This window comes from Actinomadura chokoriensis (assembly GCF_041463665.1).
GTDB classification, from domain to species: domain Bacteria; phylum Actinomycetota; class Actinomycetes; order Streptosporangiales; family Streptosporangiaceae; genus Spirillospora; species Spirillospora chokoriensis_A.
In genome coordinates this window covers 150,885-171,779 of record NZ_JAXCEJ010000018.1, presented here as the reverse complement: position 1 = coordinate 171,779, position 20,895 = coordinate 150,885, and the positions used below count along the sequence as shown (strand labels likewise).

Below are 20,895 nucleotides of genomic sequence, written 5' to 3'. Positions count from 1 at the left end.
CTAGGAGAGATCATGAGCGAGAACGACCAGTCCCAGGAGCCCGCCGAGCAGGCGCCCGAGCAGGCGGCGGGCGGCTGCTGCGGGGTCAGCAGCTGCTGTACCGACGCCGAGCAGTCCTTGGACCCGGCGGTCACCGTGGTCGAGGCCAAGACCAGCGCCGGGTGCGGCTGTGTCGAGGACGCCGACTCCGGCGACCTGCCGGTGGTGGTCATCGGGGCGGGGCCGGTCGGGTTGGCCGCTGCCGCTCATCTGGCGGAACGCGGTCTGGACTTCGTGGTCCTGGAGGCCGGAGAGGCCGCCGGGGCGGCGATCTCCGCATGGGGACACGTCCGGTTGTTCTCGCCGTGGCGGTATGACACCGACGCCGCCGCCCGCCGTCTGCTGGAGCCCACCGGGTGGACGCTGCCCGATCCGGAGGCGCTGCCGACCGGTGCCGAGCTGGTCCGCGACTACCTGGCCCCGCTGGCCCGGGTGCCTGAGCTGGCCGGACGGATCCGCACCGGTACCCGCGTGATCGCCGTCGCCCGGCGCGGCGTGGACGTGACCCGCACCGTCGGCCGCGACGAGCAGCCGCTGCTGGTCCGCACCGTCGGCCCGGACGGCACCGTCACCGACCTGACCGCCTGCGCCGTCATCGACGCCTCGGGCACCTGGGGCCGCAGCAACCCGCTCGGCCACTCCGGCCTGCTTGCTCCGGGCGAGGAGCAGGCCGCCCCTTACCTGACCGGTCCGCTGCCGGACGTGCTGGGCCGCGACCACGACCGCTTCGCCGGCAAGCACACCCTCGTGGTCGGCATGGGCCACTCGGCCGCCAACACCCTCCTCGCCCTCGCCGAACTCGCCAAGACCGCGCCCGGCACCCGCATCACCTGGGCCGTCCGAGGCGCCTCGGTAGCCCGCCTGTACGGCGGCGGAGACGCCGACGGCCTCCCCGCCCGCGGCGCGCTCGGCACCCGCCTCAAGGCCGCAGTGGAAGTTGGCGAGATCGACCTGGTGCGCAGCTTCACCATCACCGGCTTCACCAGCCCCGACGCGGGCCCGGCCGCCGGCCCGGTGGACGTCATTGGCGTGACCGCGGACGGTGAGCGCGTCATCGAGGCCGACGCCGTAGTGGCGGCCACCGGGTTCCGTCCCGACCTGGACATGCTCCGCGAAGTGCGGGTCGAGCTCGACCCGGCCACCGAGGCGCCGGTCCGGCTCGCGCCGATGATCGACCCCAACTTCCACTCCTGCGGCACCGTTCCGCCGCACGGCGAGCGCGACCTCGCGCACCCTGAGACCGGCTTCTACCTGGTCGGGATGAAGAGCTACGGCCGCGCCCCGACCTTCCTGATGGCCACCGGCTACGAGCAGGTCCGCTCCGTGGTCGCCGCGCTCGCCGGAGACCGTGCTGCGGCCGATGCCGTCGAACTCGACCTCCCCGAAACCGGCGTCTGCTCCACCAACCTCGTCACCGAAGACCAGCTGCCCGGCGCGGCTGCGGGCGATGGCTGCGGCACCTCTTGCGGCACCGAGCCCACCGAGGCGCCCATCACGGTCATCGCAGGCGAAGCTGGAGGCGACTCGTGCTGCGGTGGATCGGCGCCCGAGCCGGTGACCATCGGCATCGGCGCTCCGGGCGGATTGGGCTTCGCAACCGGAAGCGTCCACGGCTACTCCGGCGAAGCCGAACGCGGCGACAACTGACCGGTGCCTCACGAACCATCGACGCCAGGGCCGGTGCCGGCGACGGACGAACCCGCCGCCGGCACCGGCTCCGCCGCTCCCACCAGCCCGGGCAGCGCCACCACTCACGGTACGGTCAGCCGCGTTCCTCTGATCGCGCTGTGCGTCACCGAGATCACCAGCTGGGGCGTGCTCTACTACGCCTTCCCGGTCCTGGCCCCGGGCATCGCGCGCGACACGGGCTGGTCCACCAGCGCCATCACCACGGCGTTCTCCGCCGCGCTAATCCTGGCCGCGCTCGGCGGGATCCCGCTGGGGCGCGCGCTGGACCGGCGCGGCCCTCGGCTGCTGATGACCGGCGGCTCAGTGCTGGGGGTCCTTGCCGTCCTCGGCCTGGCGACCGCGCCGAACCTGTTCTGGTTCGTAGCCGCGTGGCTGCTGGCCGGGACCGCGATGACCGCTGTGCTCTACCAGCCCGCCTTCGCCGCCCTCACCCGCTACTACGCACCCCGCCACCTGGGCGCCTTGACCACCCTCACGCTCGTCGCGGGCCTGGCCAGTACGGTCTTCGCACCCCTCACCAGCACCCTGGCCACCCAGATGTCCTGGCGGTCGGTCTATCTGGTCCTGTCCGCGGTCCTGGCCGCGGTGACCATCCCGCTGCACTACTTCGCGCTGCGCCGCCCGTGGCCGTCTCCCATCGAGCACGGCACTGCCACCGCGAGCAAGTCCGCCGGCGATTCCGCGGGCGGTGGCGATGCTGACCGCGGCCATGGCAGCGACCACGTGGGCAGGGTGGTGCGCAGTTCACCGTTCCTGCTGCTGACCACCGCGCTCACGTTGTCGGCGTTTTCGATGTACGCCGTGCTGACCAACCTCATCCCGCTACTCACCTCGCGCGGCGCCTCCAGCGGCATCGCCGCCTGGGCACTCGGCCTGGGCGGCGTCGGGCAGGTCGCCGGGCGGCTGGGCTACCGCACCCTGGCCCGCCGCAGCAGCGCCCGGACCCGCACTGTGTGCATCCTGGCAGGCTCCGCCGTCACCACCATCGCACTGGCCGCGGTGCCCGGCCCCGTCCCGCTGCTCATCGCCATCGCCGTGCTGGCCGGCACCACCCGCGGCATCGCCACCCTGCTGCAGGCCACCGCCGTCTCCGACCGGTGGGGCACCGCCGCCTACGGCTCCCTGTCGGGCGTCATGGCCGCGCCCGTCACCATTGCCGGCGCCATCGCCCCCGCTGCAGGCGCCGCGCTGGCCGCCGGTCTCGGCGGCTACCCCGCCCTGTTCGCAGCCCTGGCCGCCACTGCGGCGCTGGCCGCTGTGGCCGCCACCGGCAGCATCCCGCACCGCCCTGCCGCCACCCCCGGCCCCGGCACCGGCCCGGCGCTCGCCGACCAGCCGCCCGGGTAGAACGCAACGGCCGGCACGACGGCCAGGGGAAATCGCTTGGCCGTCTCACCGGAACCGGGCGTACCGTCGACGGGCATGAGCGAGGAGCAGGAGTTCCTGCACAAGCTGGCGCGCCTGGTCGACCGCGAGCACCAGCGCCACCAGGCGCTGCACACCCGGCCGCAGGCCTGGGACATCCAGCCCGGCAGCCCCCTGGCCGGTGACGAGGCCAAATCCCACCCGCACGACGTCGGCCACGGCGCCTGGCACGCCCTGACCGCCGCGCAAGACCACCTGCTGGGCCCGCACTCGACGCTGCACTCCTCGCCGCAAGGCCGTGACCGGCTGATGATCCACACCCACTCCCAGTTCACCCTGCTGCGCGCCGCGATGGAGAACGCCGCGCGAGCGGTGTGGCCGCTGCAACCGGCAGACCGGGCCGGACGCATCACCCGGCGACTGGCGATGCAACGCGCCGAGATCCGCGCCGCCCACCGGATCCGCGGTCTGCTGAGCAACCCCGGCACCAAGACCCTGCAGCAGGAACTCACCGACCTGTACGCCCTGCTGGCCGCCGCGCTCGGCGTCACCGCCGCCGAAGGCGAAAAGACCATGAACAAGACCCCGGCCTCCTACAAGGACATGGTCCGCGACGCCGCACCGGCCGCCGGATACTCCGCCGACACCGCCGAGCTGATCTGGAGCGCCTGCAGCGCTCTGGCGCACGGCGATACCCACGGCACTCTCAGCGTGCTCGACAAGCAGGTCACCGCCGCCCAGTCGGCCAAGGGCAACCGCATCGCGCTGGCCCGCGTCACCGGATCGGTGAGCGGTCTGTACTGGTGCACCCTGGCCGCGGCCTCGATGCTCAGCGCGGGCTACGAGCTGTACGCCCAGCGCGCCAGGGCTCCGTTCTAGAAGGCACGTCCGCACCGCCACGTATTCGCAACGAGCGTTCCCGACCACCGGTGCTGTGCTTCGACATGCTGAAAAACCAGGTCTGCATCAACCATCTTCCGGCTCTGCCATGGGCAATCTGCCTCCACCCACAGTCCCGTCCTGGCGCCTCGGGGCGGGACGTGCACTGCGCCTCAGCAGCAGTCGCCGCAGCAGGTGCCGTCACACATCGGGTCGTCACAGCATGGGCACATCTTGGATCTCACCTCCCTTCGGGCTCAGAAAGCTCAGGCGGGCACCAGGTTCCCGGTGCCGGGTCCGGGCAGTTCGGGCCAGGCATTTGCGTCAGCATGCCGACGAGCTCGGATCGCAGCGCCGCCAGCCGGGTCATCTCGGCGTCGATCTCGTCGACGTGGCGGCGCAGCAGGCCTTCGGCCGGCTCGCAGGCGCACACCCCGGTCTCCCGCACGGTGAGCAGTTCGCGGATCTCCGCCAGCCGTAGACCCAGTCGTTGCGCACCCCGGATGAACAGCAGCCGGTCCACATCACGCCGGTCATAGCGACGATGCTCGCCGGTGGTGCGCTGAGGGGCGGGCAACAACCCCGCCCGTTCGTAATAGCGCACCGTGTCGGCCCGCACTCCAGCGCGGGCCGCCAACTGTCCAACCGACAGCGCATCGGCCACCTGGTGAACCCTCATACCGCGAGGCTAAGACTTGGACCGCGCTCCAAGTTCAAGCCCATTCCAGCGGAATCTTGAAGCTCGCACTCACGCACCGGCAGTGGCATACTCCCGCACGTGCGGTAACGTATCATTCTGTGATGATGTCAGTTGAGAATGATGTGTTGAGGCTGCTGGCCGATCCGCTGCGGGCGCAGATCGTTTCACTGCTTGCGAGCGAGGCGCTGTGCACGTGCCATCTGGTCGAGGAGACCGGCGCCAGGCAGACCAACATCTCCAACCACCTGCGGGCGCTCCGTGAGGCGGGCCTGGTCGATACCGAGCCGTGCGGCCGCTTCACCTACTACCGGCTGCGTCCGGAGGCGCTGGACGACCTGGCCGGCCAGTTGACCTGGCTGGCAGAGGCCGCCCGGCAGGCGGCCGCCAACGAGCGAAAGAGACCCTGTCCTTGACCAGCACCGAATCGGCGTCCGCCTCTGTCGGCCGCCGGGAGCCCAACGTCGTCGCCGGGCTGTCGAGGCTGGACCGGTTCCTTCCCGTCTGGATCATCGCCGCGATGGCGCTCGGCCTCGGGCTCGGACGCGCCATCCCCGGCTTGGACGACGCGCTCAGCAAGGTCGAACTCGGCGGCATCTCCGTCCCGATCGCGCTCGGTCTGCTGATCATGATGTATCCGGTGCTGGCCAAGGCGCGCTACGACCGGCTCGACACCGTCACCGGCGACCGCCGCCTGATGGTCTCCTCGCTGGTGCTGAACTGGATCGTCGGACCCGCCGTGATGTTCGCGCTGGCCTGGATCTTCCTGGCCGACCAACCCGAGTACCGCACCGGGCTCATCATCGTCGGTCTCGCCCGCTGCATCGCGATGGTCATCATCTGGAACGACCTGGCCTGCGGCGACCGGGAGGCCGCCGCGGTGCTGGTGGCGCTGAACTCGGTGTTCCAGGTCGTCGCGTTCGGCGTCCTCGGCTGGTTCTACCTGCAGGTTCTTCCGGGCTGGCTCAACCTGGACACGAGCGGCCTGAACTTCTCCACCGGCAAGATCGTGGTGAACGTGCTGGTGTTCCTCGGCGTCCCGCTGCTGGCCGGCTACCTCACCCGCCGCTTCGGCGAGAAGTCCCGCGGCCGCGAGTGGTACGAGTCGCGGTTCCTTCCCCGCATCGGGCCGGTCGCGCTATACGGGCTGCTGTTCACCATCGTGATCCTGTTCGCCCTGCAGGGGAAAACGATCACCTCCCAGCCCGCCGACGTCGCCCGCATCGCGATCCCGCTGCTGGCCTACTTCGCGCTGATGTGGGGCGGTGCGTTCGCCCTGGGCCGGGGCATTCGGCTGCCCTACCCGCGCACCGCGACCCTGGCCTTCACCGCCGCCGGGAACAACTTCGAGCTGGCCATCGCGGTCGCGATCGGCACCTTCGGCGTCACCTCCGGTCAAGCCCTGTCGGGTGTCGTCGGGCCGCTGATCGAGGTGCCCGTGCTGGTCGGGCTCGTCTACGTCTCGCTGTGGCTGCGCCGCCGCTTCACCGCGCCGCCCGAACGGCCGTCGAGCCGACGATGAGCGCGACCGTCGACCGGGCCGTCTTCGACCGCATAGCCGCGCGACTGGCCGCCCGCTTCCACGGCCTGGTCTCCGCCGAGACCGTCAAGCGTCTGGTCATCGACTCCTACCAGCAGCTGCATTCGACCTCCCGCGTCGGCGGCTACGTCGTGGTGCTAGCCGAGCGGTTCGCGACTGAGCGGCTCACCGCGCTTGCCCAGGCCGACGGCCGGCTCGCCAAGCCGGTTCCCGAGGTGCTGTTCGTCTGCGACGCCAACGCCGGACGCTCCCAGATGGCTGCGGCGCTCGCCAAAGCGAGGGAACGAGGCCGGGTGCATGCGCGCTCGGCGGGCACCACGCCGGCGGCCGAATTGGAGCTGGCCGTTGTCGAGGTCTTGGCCGAGATCGGCGTTGACCTGTCCGCCGAGTTCCCTAAGCCGCTGACCGACGAGCTGGTTGCTGCCACCGACCTGGTCGTCACGCTGGGCTGCGGCGGTGCCTGCGCCCTTGTGCCCGGCGTCCGCTACCTGGACTGGACCGTCCCCTACCCTGCCGGCCAGCCCCTGGACGAGATGCGCCGCATCCGCGACGACCTCGACCTGCTCATCACCGACCTGCTCGCAACTCTCGACCCGCAACGGAGCCCCGATGCCTGACAAGCCCAGCGTGCTGTTCGTCTGCGTCCACAACGCTGGACGCTCGCAGATCGCCGCCGCCTACCTGACCCATTTCGCCGGCGACCGGGTCGAAGCCCGCTCCGCCGGATCCGAGCCTGCCGACCATGTCAACCCCGCCGTCGTCCAGGCCATGGCAGAAGAGGGCATCGACATCTCCGCCGAGATCCCCAAGGTCCTCACCGTAGACGCCGTCCAAGCCTCCGAGATCGTCATCACCATGGGATGCGGCGACACCTGCCCCGTCTTCCCCGGCAAGCGCTACCTCGACTGGCAACTCGACGACCCCGCCGGTCAAGGCGTCGACGCCGTCCGCCCCATCCGCGACGAGATCCGCAGCCGCATCGAGAAGCTCACCGCCGAACTCACCAGCGCAGCCGAGCGGTCCTGACCACCGCGCTCTATTCAAGGGGCGATCAAGTCCGACTCGCCGCCGGCCGCACGCTTGAGGCTTACTGTCTGCTCGCCGATGCCGTCCTCGCCGGTCACGCCACGACCGTCTAACCGGCCCTGCGCTCGCCTAGATCGTTCGATGTGCCGCCGTCCAGTGCGGGCCACTCGGCAGGGAACGCCTCACGGAGACGGTCCTTCACTTTCTGCCGGATTTCGGCCGACCCGTGTTCGACGATCGGCTGGATGCAGTACTGGCGGACGGCCCAGTGACGACGGGGTTCCCGGCACATCAGGACGGCCAGGACACGGGCGGGCCAGATCAGGCGGAACACGTCGCCGACGGCCACACCACCGGTCACGAGCCTCGGCAGTTGCTCGAAGACCAGGTCCACGGCTCGTTCGATCACGACCCGCTCCTTCAGCAGTGCGGCCCAGCCGTCCGGATGCTGGTCGCCCTCCCCGGTCAGCGCCGTGACGACCGTGCTCTTGGCCTCACCACAGATCCTTTTGGACACGCACAGCGCCTGAGCGGTCTGGGCCAGCAGTTCGCACCAGAAGTGCACCTTGCCGGCCTGTTTCTGGAAGTCGTTGATCTTCGGTACGCCGAAGTCATCCCGCAATCGTGGGATCACATGCTTCTCGATGAACTCTCTTTGCTCCTCAGGCGTGAGCTTTCGGCGTGGCTGATCCGGATCAGTGTCGCGGGAGATGCGGAACGGCTCGCCGAGCCGCCTGGTGTTGTTGTGGAGACTTCGGTCGCGCCGCAGCCACTTGATGACGTCCGCAATGAACGATCTGATCGCCGCGTGCTGCCCCTCGACGGTCTCCGGGCCAGGCTTGCGCTGCCCAAGACGAGGCTGCGTGGCCTGCACCCAGGATTTCTCGGCAGCCTGCCTCAACCTGTCCAAGCTGGCGGAAGATGAGGCGGCGGCGATGGAGAGGGCGCCCTGCCAGCCGTGCTCGGCTCCTCCGCACGCGCAGGCGCACGGCGGCTTCTCTGCTTGCTCGCAGTTCTTGCTGTGACCGGTTCGCTCAGCCGACGTCATGCAGACCTCCAGGTGATCGGACTGGACAACGCATCGTCCGTTGGTTCCGGCTGACCATGAATATACTCGTCGGCTATTCAGGTCTTACCAAAGAGTTTGCTGCCATCGATGACCAGTGCGTTCGCTGGAGAATCGCTTCGCGACCGTCCAGTTGAGGCCATTGAAAAGAGGATCGCTGCCAGCTGGTTGCCTTCCTGGCCTGGGGAGTCTCGTCTCGACGGGAGCCCGACTTTTTTGGTGTCAGAAGTTGAGCACGCGAGAACTGGGACGGACGGTACGGCCCTGCTGGACGGAGGGGCCAGCGCTCGCGCGCCGTCTGCCGAGTATGCGAAAGAACCAGCCAAGATCCTCCGGAGCGCACCGAGACCTCCCCGCTGGGGTGAACGAGCCGACCCGGCGATAAATCCGGATGACCTTTCATGTTTGGAGGGGGGTCTGTCGGGGTTTGCGCTGGCGTCTGATTGGTGAATGACCTCCTGCGCCGCCGGGGTCGACTCCATAGACTCGGTGGCATATCGAGTACAAATGAGGTCGCGTCCGGTGTCGAGTAAGGGCGCTTCCGAAGGCGACGGGGCAGCGTCGTCGCCGGATGCGACCACGGTGCACCTGTCCGAAAGGCGTATGAGCGACGAGCTAGTGTCATGCGCCTGAAATTCGGCGGCTAAGTCTCTACTGTGTTGGCCATGGCGTCTTCGGGTCCTTCTGCGGTTGAGGTCAAGCTGACCGATGTCGAGCGTGCTCGGCTGGTCGGGGTGTCGGCTGAGCCGTCGCGGGTGGCTGTACGCGCCCGGATCGTGCTGGCGTGTGCCGAGCCGGGGGCCAGTAATGCGCAGGTGGCGCGGGAGCTGGGGATGTCGGTGGCGACCGTGCGCCGGTGGCGGGCGGCGTTCGCCCGGGGCGGGCTGGACGCGCTGCTGGACGCGCCGCGGGAGGGGAGGCCCAAGGCGGAGCTGGCGGTGAGCGAGGCCGAGCGGGCGACGCTGGCCCGGTGGGCTCGCCGCGCCGAGTCCGCGCAGGTTTTGGCGATGCGGGCGAAGATCGTGCTGGCGTGCGCGGACGGTAAGAGCAACACCGACATTGCCGCCGAACTGCGGGTGCACCCCGGCACGGTGTCCAAGTGGCGCACCCGGTTCATCAAGCTGGGTCTGGAGGGCCTGATGGACGAGGACCGGCCGGGCCGGCCGCCGTCGGTCACCCTGGACCAGGTGGAGCAGGTGGTGGTGGCCACCTTGGAAGAGACGCCCACGAACGCCACGCACTGGTCGCGGGCCTCGATGGCCGAACGGTCGGGGTTGAGCCGCTCCACGATCGGGCGGATCTGGCGGGACTTCGGCCTCAAGCCGCACCGCACCGGCACCTTCAAGCTGTCGACCGACCCGCTGCTTGTGGAGAAGGTCGTCGACATCGTCGGGCTCTACCACGACCCGCCGGAGAAGGCGGTGGTGCTGTGCACTGATGAGAAGTCCCAGATCCAGGCGCTGGACCGCTCGCAGCCGGTGCTGCCGATGATGCCCGGCATGCCCGAGCGCCGCACCCACGACTACGCCCGGCACGGCACCACGACCCTGTTCGCGGCGTTCGACATCGCCGGCGGCACGGTGATCGGTGAGCTGCACCGCCAGCACCGCGCGACCGAGTTCAAAAAGTTGCTGGCCACCATCGACAAGAGCGTCCCGGCCGAGTTGGACGTCCATCTGATCTGCGACAACTACGGCACGCACAAGAGCTGCCGCACGAAGATGATCGGCATGATGACAAGATTGACGTGAAATGAGAAGTTGGTCAGCGCGCCGGCGAAGGCGATCGGCCGCAGAATCGGGTGGCCGAGGACGAACCGCAGCCCTTTCCACATCTGTCAGCAGGTGAGCCGGGCTTCGAGGCACTGATTTATATCCGTGAGATCACCGAGCTGAATCCGTACAGCCGTTAGGCGCGGTAATGATAGGAGCACGCGCCGCTACCGGGACGAGGGGTGCAGCAGAGGAGATTCGAAGATCACCATTCTCGTGTGCTGGTCTGAGACCTCGGGCGTCACGAAGATCCGGACCATGGTCTTGCACTGCTCCAGGATGCTAACTATGCTCTTGACTACCCTGATATCCGGTGGGCCGTAATGATCTTTCACGCTGCAGGCTGATGCCACCGACTCTGTGACGTCTCCCGTGCAGAAGTCTTCCCATGTCGACCTAATGGTGAGCGCCCCGCACAGCATCATCCGTCCGATGATATTTGCAGGCGGGAGAATTGTGCCTACACGGACCCCCGGTACTCCATCAGGCGAAGAGTTCACTCAGCGCGCCTCAGGCAGGTGACACGCGTGTCCGATGAACTGGCTGAACTGCGCGAAATCCTGGTGATGGCGCGGCCAGCGGAATTGCGTGCGAGCCGGAGCGAGTTGGCGCGACGTCTGGGCACCGTCGCCCGGCGGAACCCGGCGAACATCGTTCATCTCCTGTTCGACCTGCTGTCGGCGGACCCGGAATTCGTGCGCTCGGACGCCATGAACGAAGTCATGCGCGTTTGGCTCACTGCCGCGGCCCGTGACGAGTCCCCACGCGCCTGGGGGGCGCTTTACGCCCTGCTCCGGCGATATGACGCCGATCTCGTCGCATGCTTGTCCGCCGCGCTGCCGCGGTCCGCGGCGCTAGAACTGAGGGACTCGGTACGGCGCTGGCTGGCCCGAAGGCTGCTGTCCACTCTCGACGCGATCCCGGACGTTGAGACCGGCGACCACAGGACCTCATGGAATCTGCTGTCGCGCGTGGCCCCGCCCAAGACTCCGGCCAAGGCCGCCGACTGGCTGTGCGTTCTCGGTGACCTGGCTCTCCGCCGCGGTGACACCGCCACGGCCATGCGGAGATATCTGGCGGCCGTCGCCGGTGGAAGGAGGGACGCCGCGGCACGCGCGGGGGAACTGTCGCAGCGTGAGGCCCGGCGGTTGCTCGCGTCCGGCGACATCGCGGCCGGACGGTCCTGGCTCGCCGACGCGCTCCGCTTGGAGAAGCCCACGCCCGAGCTTCGCCTGCTCGACGTCTGCACCCGCATCGCGACATCGGACACTGATGCGGTCGACGACATACGCCAGCTCACGAAGCGGCTCCCGGCCGCGTCCTTCTGGTCGGGCATCGCGTCGGTCATCCGCGGCGACGAGACACATGCCGCCGACGCGTTCCGTGCCTTCCTGGCCGATCCGGGCGTCGCCGGCACCGAAACAGCCGAGGTGGCGACAGTGCTCCTGGGCGCGCTCGACGGCAACGCCGGACGAGTGGCCGCTGGTGCCCGAGCGTTGGTCGAACGGCATGGCCCCGCCTGGAAGGACCGCGCACCATTCGTTCCCGGCGCGCTGACGTCCCTCCTCGTCACGCTCGACGCCACCGACCGTGATCCGGAACTACTGACGGAACTGGCGGAGGCGGTCTCGCATATGCCGGACGCTGCCCATCGCCTGCTCACCGCCGCCGACCAGGCGATCGGGCACCAGCGGTTCGGCGCCGCACGGCAGCGACTCCGCGTCGCCGAGACGCTGCTCGCAGACGAGGACTCCACGTTCCGAGACCACGCTCGGGCGCTGCGCGCGTACCTCGACTTGGCGGAAGGCGCCGACTCCGAGACGTACGACCTGCTCTTGGAGGACGGCCAGCGGCAGCCGTGGACCGAGCGGGCCCAGCGAGCCTGGGAGCGCGGCGGAGGCATCTGGCGTGGCCACCACCTGGCCATCGTGCACCACGCTCGCGCCTACGACCTGGAGGCGGCGGGGGACGGGCGCGCGTTCGGGTACTGGTCGACGGCACTGGCCGACTGGGGGGCCTTGCATACCGACGACGCATTCTGGGAGCGCCTGGCGCGGCATCTCACCACCGTGATGGGCCCGTCCGCCCTGATCGGCGACGGCGGGCCGGCCGCCGCAGCGGAGCGGGTGCGCGAACGGCTGCCTCGCGCCCTGCTCGCACCGCACATCACGCTGGCCCGGGAACTGCGCATCAGCGACCCGAAGCGGGCACGCCGGCACGTCGATGTCATCCGTGACGCCCCCTTCCCCGCGTCGATCGTCGCGGAGGCCCGCGCCGCACTCGTTCACGACGCGGTGCAGTGGGTCACCGTCCCCGTCCGAGAGGGGCGCCACAAGGCGGCGCTCGATGAACTGCGTACCTGGCTGGCCATCGACCCCACCAACCAGGGTTTGCTGCGTGCGGTGCTGTTCACGGGGCGGAAGCGGCTCGAACAACTCAGCGAAGAGGAAGGCGAGGACTGGGCCAGACTCGGCAGGCCGCTGCTACAGGAGCTGGCTCGGCTGGTCAGGCCGTTCACGGACGCGAAGGAGGAACCGGCGGGCGAACTCGTCACGGAGCTGGCGCGTTTCGAGTACTGGCGAGGTCGCGAGCTGCTTGATTCCCCTCAGAACATGATGCTCCTGTCGGCCTCCGGCCCCTGGCACCTTAAGTTCAGTACGGGAGTCGGCCCGGCGAGCGCCGTGCCGTCCGCGTTGTCGGAGTCCGTTGCGCGCTTCGAGGCCGCTGTCCGGCTGGACCCGAGCGTGCGTCCACAAGCCGATCCGCTGCGCGGCGTGGCGCTGGTGTACTGCGCGATGATCGCCCAACGCACAGGTGACCACGACCGCGCACACGGCTGGCTCGCAGCCCTCGACGAGCTCACCGCCGCGCACTGGACGGTGTGGTCCGCCGGCACCGAGACGCTGATCGCCCGGCCCGGACGCCCGGGCGATGTCGAACTCGCCCGGAGGCTGTGCCAGCGCGCCTTCGACCAGGTCCAGGCAGACCCAGATGCATCGGAGGACGACCGGTCGCGGATCACCGCCCTGCGCGCGAAGGTCGCCAGATGGAAGGGACCCGCATTGTGAACGAGCGAATGACACGAAACCCGTGGGAGTGGCGCGAAGGCCGCAACCCCTACCGCGAGACGGCCTTCCAGATACTCGATCTGGCACCCGACGTCGCGGGACGAGCGGCGATCGACTCGGTGGTGCGCAAGCGCCGCAACCGCGTCCAGCGGGCGCCGGAGCGGTACCGGCTGTTCGGGCGAACGCTCAGTGTGGCCGAGGTCAACGAGGCCGCCGCCCAGCTCGGCGATGCCGAACTGCGGCTGCTCGCCGAACTGCGGACGCACCAGACCGAGACGTCCGGCGCTGTCGCGCCGCCAGACCCGCTACCCGAACCGCCGCCGGCACCGCCCATGCCGCTTCTGGACCCGCGCAGGCTTCCGCGCCTGGCGCCCGATCCCGGGCCACGGACGTTCCCGCAGCTCTGGCCCTATGACGAGGACTGATGCGATGCGCCCCGACGACGACTTGCCCGAGCGTCCGGTCCCGGTGAAGCCGCCACCCCCGGTGAAGGTCCTGCACCAGGTCATGCGCTCTGCCGCGCAGGAGATCAACGCTGCCCGGGGGCACCGGGAAGCCGGCGCCGCCCATCAACGGTTCTGCACGTTGGCCACCGATATCGCCCTGGTACGTCACCAGATGCGCGGTTTCCTCGACCGGCAGGAGGAGCAGCTGCGGGCCGCCGGACTGGACGGGCAGGCCGACCTGCTCGCGACGCTGGACCGCAAACTCGTGAAGGCACTCGAAGGGGCCGGGGTGCAGATCATCGATCCGGTCGGCGAGCCCTTTCGGGCGGTGGCCGACCACATCGACGTCCGGGGAGGCGCGCCCGGCGACGAGGAGACCCTGGTGGTCGGCCGCACGCTCAGCCCCGGCCTGCGCCTCGACGACGGTGAGCTGATCCGGCCGGCCCAGGTGATCCTCGGAACCGAGACCGCACCGGCGCACAGCCACAGCCACGGGGAGGGCAACTCCAGATGAGTCTGATCGTCGGAATCGACCTCGGCACCACGAACAGCTGCATCGCCGTACCGGTCGAGGCCGATATCCCGGGGAAGGACCGGCTGATCGCCGACCGGCGGCTGCGGCCCTTCGGCGACGCCCTGATCGTCACGACCCCCGACCGCGCGCCCGCCGTCCCGTCCGTCGTGTGGATCGGCCCCGACGGCGCGGCGCTCGTCGGGTTACGCGCCAAGCACAAGGCGCGCAATGACACTCATCCGCCGGCGCGCTTCTTCAAGCGGGCGATGGGCACCGACGAGATCGTCCAGGCCGGTCACGCCGAGCTCACGCCCGTCGAGGCGTCCGCCCACGTCCTGCGTCACCTCAAGCGGATGGCCGAGGAAACGCTCGGCGTCCCGGTGGAACGGGCCGTCATCACCGTCCCCGCCTTCTTCGAGACCCCCGCGAAGAACGACACTGCCACGGCCGGTGAACTCGCAGGGCTCGAGGTCACGGAGACGCTGATCGAGCCGGTCGCCGCCGCGCTGGCGTACACCGGCCCAGATTGGCCCGACGAGCCCCGCACGTTCTGCGTCTACGACCTCGGCGGCGGCACGTTCGACACCGCCCTGGTGACGCTCGACCCCGATGTCGGATTCGACTGCCGCGCGTTCGGTGGTGACCGGTACCTGGGCGGGTACGACTTCGACCGTGAGATCGTCGGCTGGCTCGTCGGCCGGCTCCCCGGTCATTCGCTGGACTTCGATGCCGAGAACCCCGGGCATCGCCGCGTGCTCGCCCAGCTCACGGCGGTCGCCGAGGAGGCCAAGCACGACCTGTCGCGCTTCGCCGAAACCGAGATCGTCGACGAACACGCCGTGGATCTCGCCGGGGAACCGATGAGCATCAACGTCCCGATCTCGCGGGACGAGTTCGAAGCCCTCATCGAGCCCGCTCTGTACGCCACCCTGGCGCACTGCGACCGCGCCCTGGACAAGGCCGGGATGACGGCCGACCAGCTCGATGACATCGTGATGGTGGGCGGATCGTCACGGATTCCGGCCGTCACCCGCCTCCTGGCCGAGCATTTGGGCCGCGAACCTCAGCTGCTGAACCCCGACCTCTGCGTTGCCGTGGGCGCCGCGCGCAAAGCGGCCACGGCCGCCGTCCGCAGCGGCAACCTGGAACTGGACAAGCCCGACCTGACGCCGCCGTCGACCGACGTGAGCGGCCGGGTGCTGCCGGGCGGCGAGCTCGGTTCCGCGGGTGGTGTCACCGTCCTGCTGTCCTCCGATGACGGCATGACGGAGCTGGAGGAGACCACCGACGCGGCGGGGCGCTTCCTCTTCGCCGACGTGCCGGTGGACGAGGACTCCGAGAACGCGTTCTCCGTCCGGATCCGGGCATCGGGCCGAGACATCGCCACGTGCCGTCTCGTCATGGACCGCCGTCCCGGACCGGAGACCGATGTCGCGGGAGACGTTCTCTCCCACGACTTCTTCATCGAGCTGATCAACGGCCCCCACCGCGTCGTGCCCTCGGAGACTCGCGTGCCCTACCGCACCGGCGGCGTCACCTTCGAGACCGCGCGGCGCGGTACCTTCCTCTCCGTTCGCATCATCGAGGACCTGCTGCCGATCGGTGATGTCATGGTCACCGACCTGCCGCCCGATCTGCCCGAGGGCACACCGGTAGAAATCACGCTGGAATTCCAACCGGACTGGACGATCCGGGCCGAAGCCCGCATTCCCTCCGTCAACGCCCATGCCACGGCGGTCATCGAGCTTCCACGCCGGAAGACGCCGGCCTGGAGCGATCTGGAACGGCGCATCCAGGAGTTGCGCAGATCATGGGATGAGAAGCGCGGCACCGCCGTGCCGGCGGACGCGGTGCGCCTGGGGCCCATGCTGGATCGGCATCTCGACGAAATCGAGGCGCTGCTGGTCGAACGGCAGGACCGCGCCAAGACGCACCACAAGACGCTTGAGGCAGAGACGTTGTTGGGCCGCGTCCGAGGTACCGCCGACACCGACGTCACTCTAGGTCCCACCATGGAGGAGTTCCGCGAGACCGTCGAAGAACTCGAGCGGGCGATCAGCGACCTCGCCGAGCGGGACACCGCCGCAGCGAACCGCCATCGCCTGGAGGTACCAAAGCTGCTCGACGCCGGCACGGTCGCGTACCAGACGGGGAACCGGCTCGACTGGCATCGCGCCAACGAAGCGGTCATCGAGCAGCTTCGAGCCGTCTACGTGAAACTCCCGATGCCGCAGATCAGCCCCGATGAGCTTCGCGGCCTTCTGCTACAGGAGATCGAGCGGATGCAGCGCACGGTCACCGGTCACCTCGCGAAAGTACACGGCCCCGTGCACGTCCAAGGCAACGCGTTCATCCCACGCCTGGACGAACTGCTGCGCGACGCCATCGCGGACGGGCCGGATGACACGGCGCACCTCGGCCGCATCTACCGACGGTTCAGGGGCTTGAAGGCCCAGATCGACGCGTGGATCGCGCGAATCCATGGCGACGGGGACACCGGGATCAAGCGCCGGGACGTGTGACATGCCGATTGCCACGATCGCCTGCCCGCACTGCACCCACCGGATGTCCGGCCCACCGGCGCGATGTCCGCGCTGCCGCGGTGACCTGGGACCGCTCGCACGACTCGCCGCCTTCGCCGACTGGCATTACAACGAGGCTCTGCGCCTGTACCGGACCCGGGAATGGGTTCGTGCCGCCGAGTCCATCGGTGTGACACTCGCGCTGAACCCCGGTGATACCGAGGCCAAGGCACTGCGCCGGAAGATTCGCGCGAAGCTCAACCGCCGTCGCTAACGGATGGACCCGGGAGACTCCGGTGCAAGCGGGATTGGCGTGGCGTTCCTGATGCGCGTCCCACCTGTAACTATGACGCCGAACGCGTCACCGGCAACGGCGGCCCTGCGGACGGCCGTCGAATCCGCCGCCGGAAGGCACTGACCGCCGTCTGGACGGCCCCACCGCCCCTACGCCTGGACCTCACCCGGATGGCGGGCGGCGGAGAGGGTGGCCGGCTGGTCTTTCCGTCTTTCCAGGTGTCAGGTTCCTGTCGCGCCCCTTCGCTCGGGGAATGGCGCACTTGAGGCCGCGCACCGGCGGCTCGCGGAGGGTTACCGGGACGGTGTCGCAGGGCGGCGGGCGAACAGGATCGCGCGCGGCTTCGGCTCATCCGGGTTCAAGAGGTGCTGCGCCTCCACGGTGAATCCCGCCTCCCGGAGCCAGTCGGCCACGCGGGACGGTTGGCGGTGGTGCACATACGCCTGGACGGCCTGGTCGCCGTCACCACTCGTGTCGATCTTTGAAACGTCACCGACGTGGAAACCGACGGCCAGTACCCCGCCCGGCCGCAGGACCCGGTGGAAATGTCTGAGCACGCCCGGCACCGCCTCGTCCGGGATGTAGATCAGCGACCACCACGCGAGCACACCGGCCAGAGAGTCGTCGGCGAGTTGCAGGTCGGTCATCGAACCGATCTCGAACCGCGCGCCGGGGTGCTCGCGGCGGGCAATCTCGATCATCGCGGGTGACAGGTCGATGCCGAACGCGTCCGCGCCCAGCTCCCGCAGCAGGGCGGTGGTGTGCCCGGGCCCGCAGCCCACGTCGGCGACGGGCCCGCCGCCGATCGCGCGGACCAGGTCGGCGAACAGCACCACTCCCGCGCGCACGTGGAGCAGCCTGTCGAGCAGGTCGCGGGTCTCGTCGGCGTAGCGGGACGCGACGGCGTCGTAGACGTTTCGGGTATCGGTCAACCAGGTCATCGGAACAAGGTCAGGTCCGGCGGGTGCCTCGGCGAGCGACAGGCTGTTCCCATCCGGGTCCAGCACCACTACATGGCGCACGCCGTTGCTGTACGTTTCCACGGGTTCGTGACTGATGCCGTGCGCGGCGAGACGGGCCAGAATCTCGTCGAGGTCGGTCACGCCCAACGTGACCATGGCCTGTCCCACCCGCTCGGCACGGACGTCCTGATCGTCGACGACGACCCATGCGTTCGCGCCGACCTGCCACAGGCGCTCCTCGCCGATCACCTCGTCCTCCGGACGGCCGAAGAACACCTTGAACCATTCCACCGCCTTGGCACTGTCGCTCACCGGCATGATGCCCTACAGGTCCACTCAGACCACTCCCGTGATTGGCTTTGGAGGTTCCGACCTTCTTTGCGCCCGGAACTCACCGCGAGAAGGCCTCGCGGCTTTCAGAGAGGAGAGGGCGGCGTTGGCATCGCAGGCACGCGGATGCACGCTCATGCCGCAAACACGGTGTGATGCCGGTGGGTTCCGCCTGCTAGGAGTACGTCTCGTCTGAATCGTCCATGCCGAGTTTCGTGCGCAGGCGGGTGACGCCGGCATGGAGGACGGGCGGCACGGTGATCAGGGTGACTGTGGCGTCGATGAGGCTCGTCCGGGCTGTCCCCACGATTACCCAGCCGACCAGGAGGACCAGCGGCGTCCAGGTGCGCAGGTCGCTCCGCAGGAGCCAGCGGAGGGCGTCCAGAAGCCGGTGAGTGAGAGTGCCGTGCGAGGGGCGGCGCAGTGCCAGAGAAAGTGCCGGCATGCCCAGGATGAGCCGCAGCGTGAAGTGGAGCCGGGCACGACGACTCGGCAGGACACCGAGCTCGCCGAGCCATTCGTCCAGATAACGCGGCCTGACCGCGGGCGGGAGCAGGAGCGCGCCGAGAGCGAGTGCTCGGTGACCGGTGGGGGCGTCCTCGGGCAGGGCGGCCAAACGGTCGAGGGCGATCGAGGTGAGTTCGTCGGACACGTCGCGCAGCCCGAGCCGCCGGGCCAGCGGCACCATCGACTCCAGGGTGTGCCGGGACTTGAGCCGCTGCTTGTCCTCGTCGAGGTAATGCAGGGTGCGCATGTTGTGCAGCCTGTCCAGCACCTTCAGCGCGAGGACGCGGTCGTCGGCGGTGGCGATGGCCGCCTCGTCGCGATCCAGCTCGATCATGCTCTCGACCATGGTGGCGATCTCGTCGCCGAACTGCTCGCGGAGCCGGTCGTCATGGGATCCGGTGTCCTCGATGACGTCGTGTAACAGCGCGGCGCAGACGACCGCGTCGTCCAGTCCCGAGCAGGCAGCGATCTGTGCGACCGCCACCGGATGGGTGATGTAGGGATCGCCGCTCTTGCGGCACTGGCCTGCGTGGCGGCGCGCGGCGAATTCGTACGCCCGCCGGATCCTGTCACGTTCGGTGACCGGCAGATCGGGGGGCAGCTGTGCGAGCAGCGGCTCCAGGGCGGCGGTCATGAGGTCGCCGTCCGGAGGTTGACTGCCGGTCCGCGCGATTGCCGGGCCTGCTCAAGCGCGGTGCGAGCCCGCGCAGCACCCTCGTCGGTGAGCGTGTAGTAGTAGCGGGCGCGCCGCCCTCCGGCCAGGTGCTCGGCCGGAGACTCCTTGCGGCCTTCGATCCAGCCAAAGCGCTCCAGCCGGGCCAGAATCGGGTAGATGGTGCCGCTGGGCTGGCCGGTCTCCGTGCACAGCTCAAGCCCGAAGCGCCGCTTGGCCGGATCGGACAGCATCGCGTCCAACACGAGCATCGTCTGCAGGGTCATCCGAGGACCATCCGCCATATATCGAACTCTAGACATCCAACGCGGACAGTGACATGCCTCCGGAGGCCACATCCGTCTACCCAGCGGCAGTTGGAGGACGTCCTGTCAGACGTGGCGGCGCTGCCGTCGTATAAGGCGTGGATCGTCCGAGGCCCACGTCCAGTAACGAGCAAAGAAGCTGCCACTGATCCGCCAGAGGCGGAGTCGGCGCGATGACTGGTCGCCCCTCCTCATCACCGTCCCCGTCGAGAAGGCTCCCCATGGAGAGGACGGCGAGGCTGGCTGCGGCCACTCAGTGACATATTGACAATTGGACGAGCATCGTCCCGACGCGAGGGCGCCTCAGCGAACTGCGGAGGCACGTCGAGAATGCTTCGGCGGCTTCGTCCTTGGACCAAAGACCAGACAGTCACTGGAGGATGGAAGTCATGTCGCACATCAGGCAGTTCGACCACGTCGGAATCACCGTCGCCGACCTCGACTCGGTCACGGCGTTCTTCGCCGACCTGGGGCTCGAGGTCGAAGGCCGCACGTTCGTGGAGGGCGAGTTCATCGACACGGTGATCGGCATCGAGAACTCGCGGGCCGAGATCGTCATGCTCCGGGCGCCCGGCGGAGGAACCGGAGTCGAGCTCGCGAGCTTCGTCAGGCCCGACCACGAGCCCGGGTCACCCAGCGCGATGGCCAACGAGCTGGGTATGCGCAGCATCTGCTTCGAGGTCGACGACCTCCGCGCGGCCGTCGACGGCCTGGCCGCGAACGGCTACGGGCTGGTCGGCGGGATCGGTCAGCACGAGAACACCTGGCGAATGGCCCATGTGCGCGGGCCGGAGGGAATCGTCGTCTCGCTGACCGAGCGGATCGACTGACGCCGAGTGGCTGCCAGCAGTTACCCGGCGGGAAGATCGTGCCGGTCGGGGCAACCTGAACATCCACGCTGCGCGGCAATGCGGCGTTCATCGACGCCCACGCCGACTGGCTGAGGCTGGGCTTCGTCCCTTCCGTCGGCACGAGCACTATCCAGTGCTTGCCCATCTCGTGCCGAGGAAGTATCCCAGGGCCTCCATCCAGAATGCGGCGCTGGTCAGTGCCGTCTCGCCGAGGGATCAGCATCGGCGTGGCAATGGATTATCGCCGGAGATGGTCGCGGCGTTCTCGTCACTGTGCCAGTCTTCGGTGAGATCAAGAACGACTTGAGCCGGATTTTCGTCCGGCAGCCCATTGGTGGGCTTGTGGTGA

Annotated in this window: 18 protein-coding genes and 1 pseudogene; 14 read left to right on the top strand and 5 right to left on the bottom strand. The window is 69.1% G+C overall.

Features of this window, described 5'->3' with window-relative positions:
- The first annotated feature begins 12 nt into the window (after nucleotides 1–12).
- The 3 genes from SM418_RS26220 to SM418_RS26210 all read left to right on the top strand — a co-directional run bounded on the left by SM418_RS26220 (nucleotide 13) and on the right by SM418_RS26210 (nucleotide 3,972).
- The gene (locus SM418_RS26220) at nucleotides 13–1,686 is read left to right on the top strand and encodes an FAD-dependent oxidoreductase (RefSeq protein WP_371943671.1); all 1,674 of its coding nucleotides are present in this window, start codon (nucleotides 13–15) and stop codon (nucleotides 1,684–1,686) included.
- A gap of 33 nt (nucleotides 1,687–1,719) precedes the next feature.
- Complete coding sequence (locus SM418_RS26215; protein WP_371943672.1) at nucleotides 1,720–3,075, top strand: MFS transporter; 1,356 nt, start codon at nucleotides 1,720–1,722, stop codon at nucleotides 3,073–3,075.
- A gap of 75 nt (nucleotides 3,076–3,150) precedes the next feature.
- Nucleotides 3,151–3,972 carry a hypothetical protein gene (locus SM418_RS26210; RefSeq protein ID WP_371943673.1) on the top strand — a complete coding sequence of 274 codons (822 nt, stop codon included), beginning with the start codon at nucleotides 3,151–3,153 and terminating at the stop codon, nucleotides 3,970–3,972.
- A gap of 241 nt (nucleotides 3,973–4,213) precedes the next feature.
- Here SM418_RS26210 and SM418_RS26205 read toward each other — a convergent pair whose 3' ends face one another.
- Nucleotides 4,214–4,636: a MerR family transcriptional regulator gene (locus tag SM418_RS26205; RefSeq protein ID WP_371943674.1), complete on the bottom strand. Its 423-nt coding sequence runs from the start codon at nucleotides 4,634–4,636 to the stop codon at nucleotides 4,214–4,216.
- A 137-nt stretch (nucleotides 4,637–4,773) separates the two neighbouring features.
- Between SM418_RS26205 and SM418_RS26200 the strand changes: the two genes are divergently transcribed.
- Genes SM418_RS26200 through SM418_RS26185 form a run of 4 tightly spaced genes read left to right on the top strand, consistent with a single transcriptional unit; the run spans nucleotide 4,774 to nucleotide 7,235 of the window.
- A complete protein-coding gene (locus SM418_RS26200) occupies nucleotides 4,774–5,085 on the top strand; it encodes an ArsR/SmtB family transcription factor (protein ID WP_371943675.1) in 312 nt (103 codons plus the stop codon).
- Complete coding sequence (gene arsB / locus SM418_RS26195; protein ID WP_371943676.1) at nucleotides 5,082–6,191, top strand: ACR3 family arsenite efflux transporter; 1,110 nt, start codon at nucleotides 5,082–5,084, stop codon at nucleotides 6,189–6,191. Before SM418_RS26200 ends, arsB begins: the two co-directional genes overlap by 4 nt.
- Entirely contained in the window at nucleotides 6,188–6,826 is a 639-nt protein-coding gene (locus SM418_RS26190; protein WP_371943677.1) for an arsenate reductase/protein-tyrosine-phosphatase family protein, read from the top strand. The genes arsB and SM418_RS26190 overlap by 4 nt, the downstream gene beginning before the upstream one ends.
- Nucleotides 6,819–7,235, top strand: coding sequence for an arsenate reductase ArsC (locus tag SM418_RS26185; protein ID WP_371943678.1), 417 nt, complete (start codon nucleotides 6,819–6,821; stop codon nucleotides 7,233–7,235). Before SM418_RS26190 ends, SM418_RS26185 begins: the two co-directional genes overlap by 8 nt.
- Before the next feature lie 109 nt (nucleotides 7,236–7,344).
- On the opposite strand, the gene SM418_RS26180 is transcribed toward SM418_RS26185, so the two are convergent.
- Nucleotides 7,345–8,283 carry a hypothetical protein gene (locus SM418_RS26180; protein WP_371943679.1) on the bottom strand — a complete coding sequence of 313 codons (939 nt, stop codon included), beginning with the start codon at nucleotides 8,281–8,283 and terminating at the stop codon, nucleotides 7,345–7,347.
- Between the two features lie 683 nt (nucleotides 8,284–8,966).
- Here SM418_RS26180 and SM418_RS26175 point away from each other — a divergent pair.
- The 6 genes and pseudogenes from SM418_RS26175 to SM418_RS26150 form a co-directional block, all read left to right on the top strand.
- Nucleotides 8,967–10,022 (top strand): annotated as a pseudogene (locus SM418_RS26175) (IS630 family transposase); the annotation flags it as partial.
- A gap of 578 nt (nucleotides 10,023–10,600) precedes the next feature.
- Nucleotides 10,601–13,141 (top strand): hypothetical protein, encoded by a 2,541-nt coding sequence (locus tag SM418_RS26170; RefSeq protein ID WP_371943680.1) that lies wholly within the window; start codon nucleotides 10,601–10,603, stop codon nucleotides 13,139–13,141.
- Nucleotides 13,142–13,149: 8 nt separating this feature from the next.
- Entirely contained in the window at nucleotides 13,150–13,566 is a 417-nt protein-coding gene (locus SM418_RS26165) for a hypothetical protein (RefSeq protein ID WP_371943681.1), read from the top strand.
- A 4-nt stretch (nucleotides 13,567–13,570) separates the two neighbouring features.
- A complete protein-coding gene (locus SM418_RS26160; protein ID WP_371943682.1) occupies nucleotides 13,571–14,101 on the top strand; it encodes a hypothetical protein in 531 nt (176 codons plus the stop codon).
- Nucleotides 14,098–16,623, top strand: coding sequence for an Hsp70 family protein (locus tag SM418_RS26155; protein WP_371943683.1), 2,526 nt, complete (start codon nucleotides 14,098–14,100; stop codon nucleotides 16,621–16,623). Before SM418_RS26160 ends, SM418_RS26155 begins: the two co-directional genes overlap by 4 nt.
- A 1-nt stretch (nucleotide 16,624) precedes the next feature.
- On the top strand, nucleotides 16,625–16,897 hold the full coding sequence (locus SM418_RS26150) for a hypothetical protein (RefSeq protein ID WP_371943684.1): 273 nt from the start codon (nucleotides 16,625–16,627) through the stop codon (nucleotides 16,895–16,897).
- Nucleotides 16,898–17,211: 314 nt separating this feature from the next.
- On the opposite strand, the gene SM418_RS26145 is transcribed toward SM418_RS26150, so the two are convergent.
- The 3 genes from SM418_RS26145 to SM418_RS26135 form a co-directional block, all read right to left on the bottom strand.
- Nucleotides 17,212–18,129, bottom strand: a complete 918-nt coding sequence (locus SM418_RS26145) for a methyltransferase domain-containing protein (RefSeq protein ID WP_371943685.1) — start codon at nucleotides 18,127–18,129, stop codon at nucleotides 17,212–17,214.
- 256 nt (nucleotides 18,130–18,385) lie between these two features.
- Nucleotides 18,386–19,351, bottom strand: a complete 966-nt coding sequence (locus SM418_RS26140) for an HD domain-containing protein (RefSeq protein WP_371943686.1) — start codon at nucleotides 19,349–19,351, stop codon at nucleotides 18,386–18,388.
- The gene (locus SM418_RS26135) at nucleotides 19,348–19,656 is read right to left on the bottom strand and encodes a PadR family transcriptional regulator (RefSeq protein ID WP_371943687.1); all 309 of its coding nucleotides are present in this window, start codon (nucleotides 19,654–19,656) and stop codon (nucleotides 19,348–19,350) included. Before SM418_RS26135 ends, SM418_RS26140 begins: the two co-directional genes overlap by 4 nt.
- Before the next feature lie 428 nt (nucleotides 19,657–20,084).
- Between SM418_RS26135 and SM418_RS26130 the strand changes: the two genes are divergently transcribed.
- The gene (locus SM418_RS26130) at nucleotides 20,085–20,525 is read left to right on the top strand and encodes a VOC family protein (protein WP_371943688.1); all 441 of its coding nucleotides are present in this window, start codon (nucleotides 20,085–20,087) and stop codon (nucleotides 20,523–20,525) included.
- The last annotated feature ends 370 nt before the right edge of the window (nucleotides 20,526–20,895 follow it).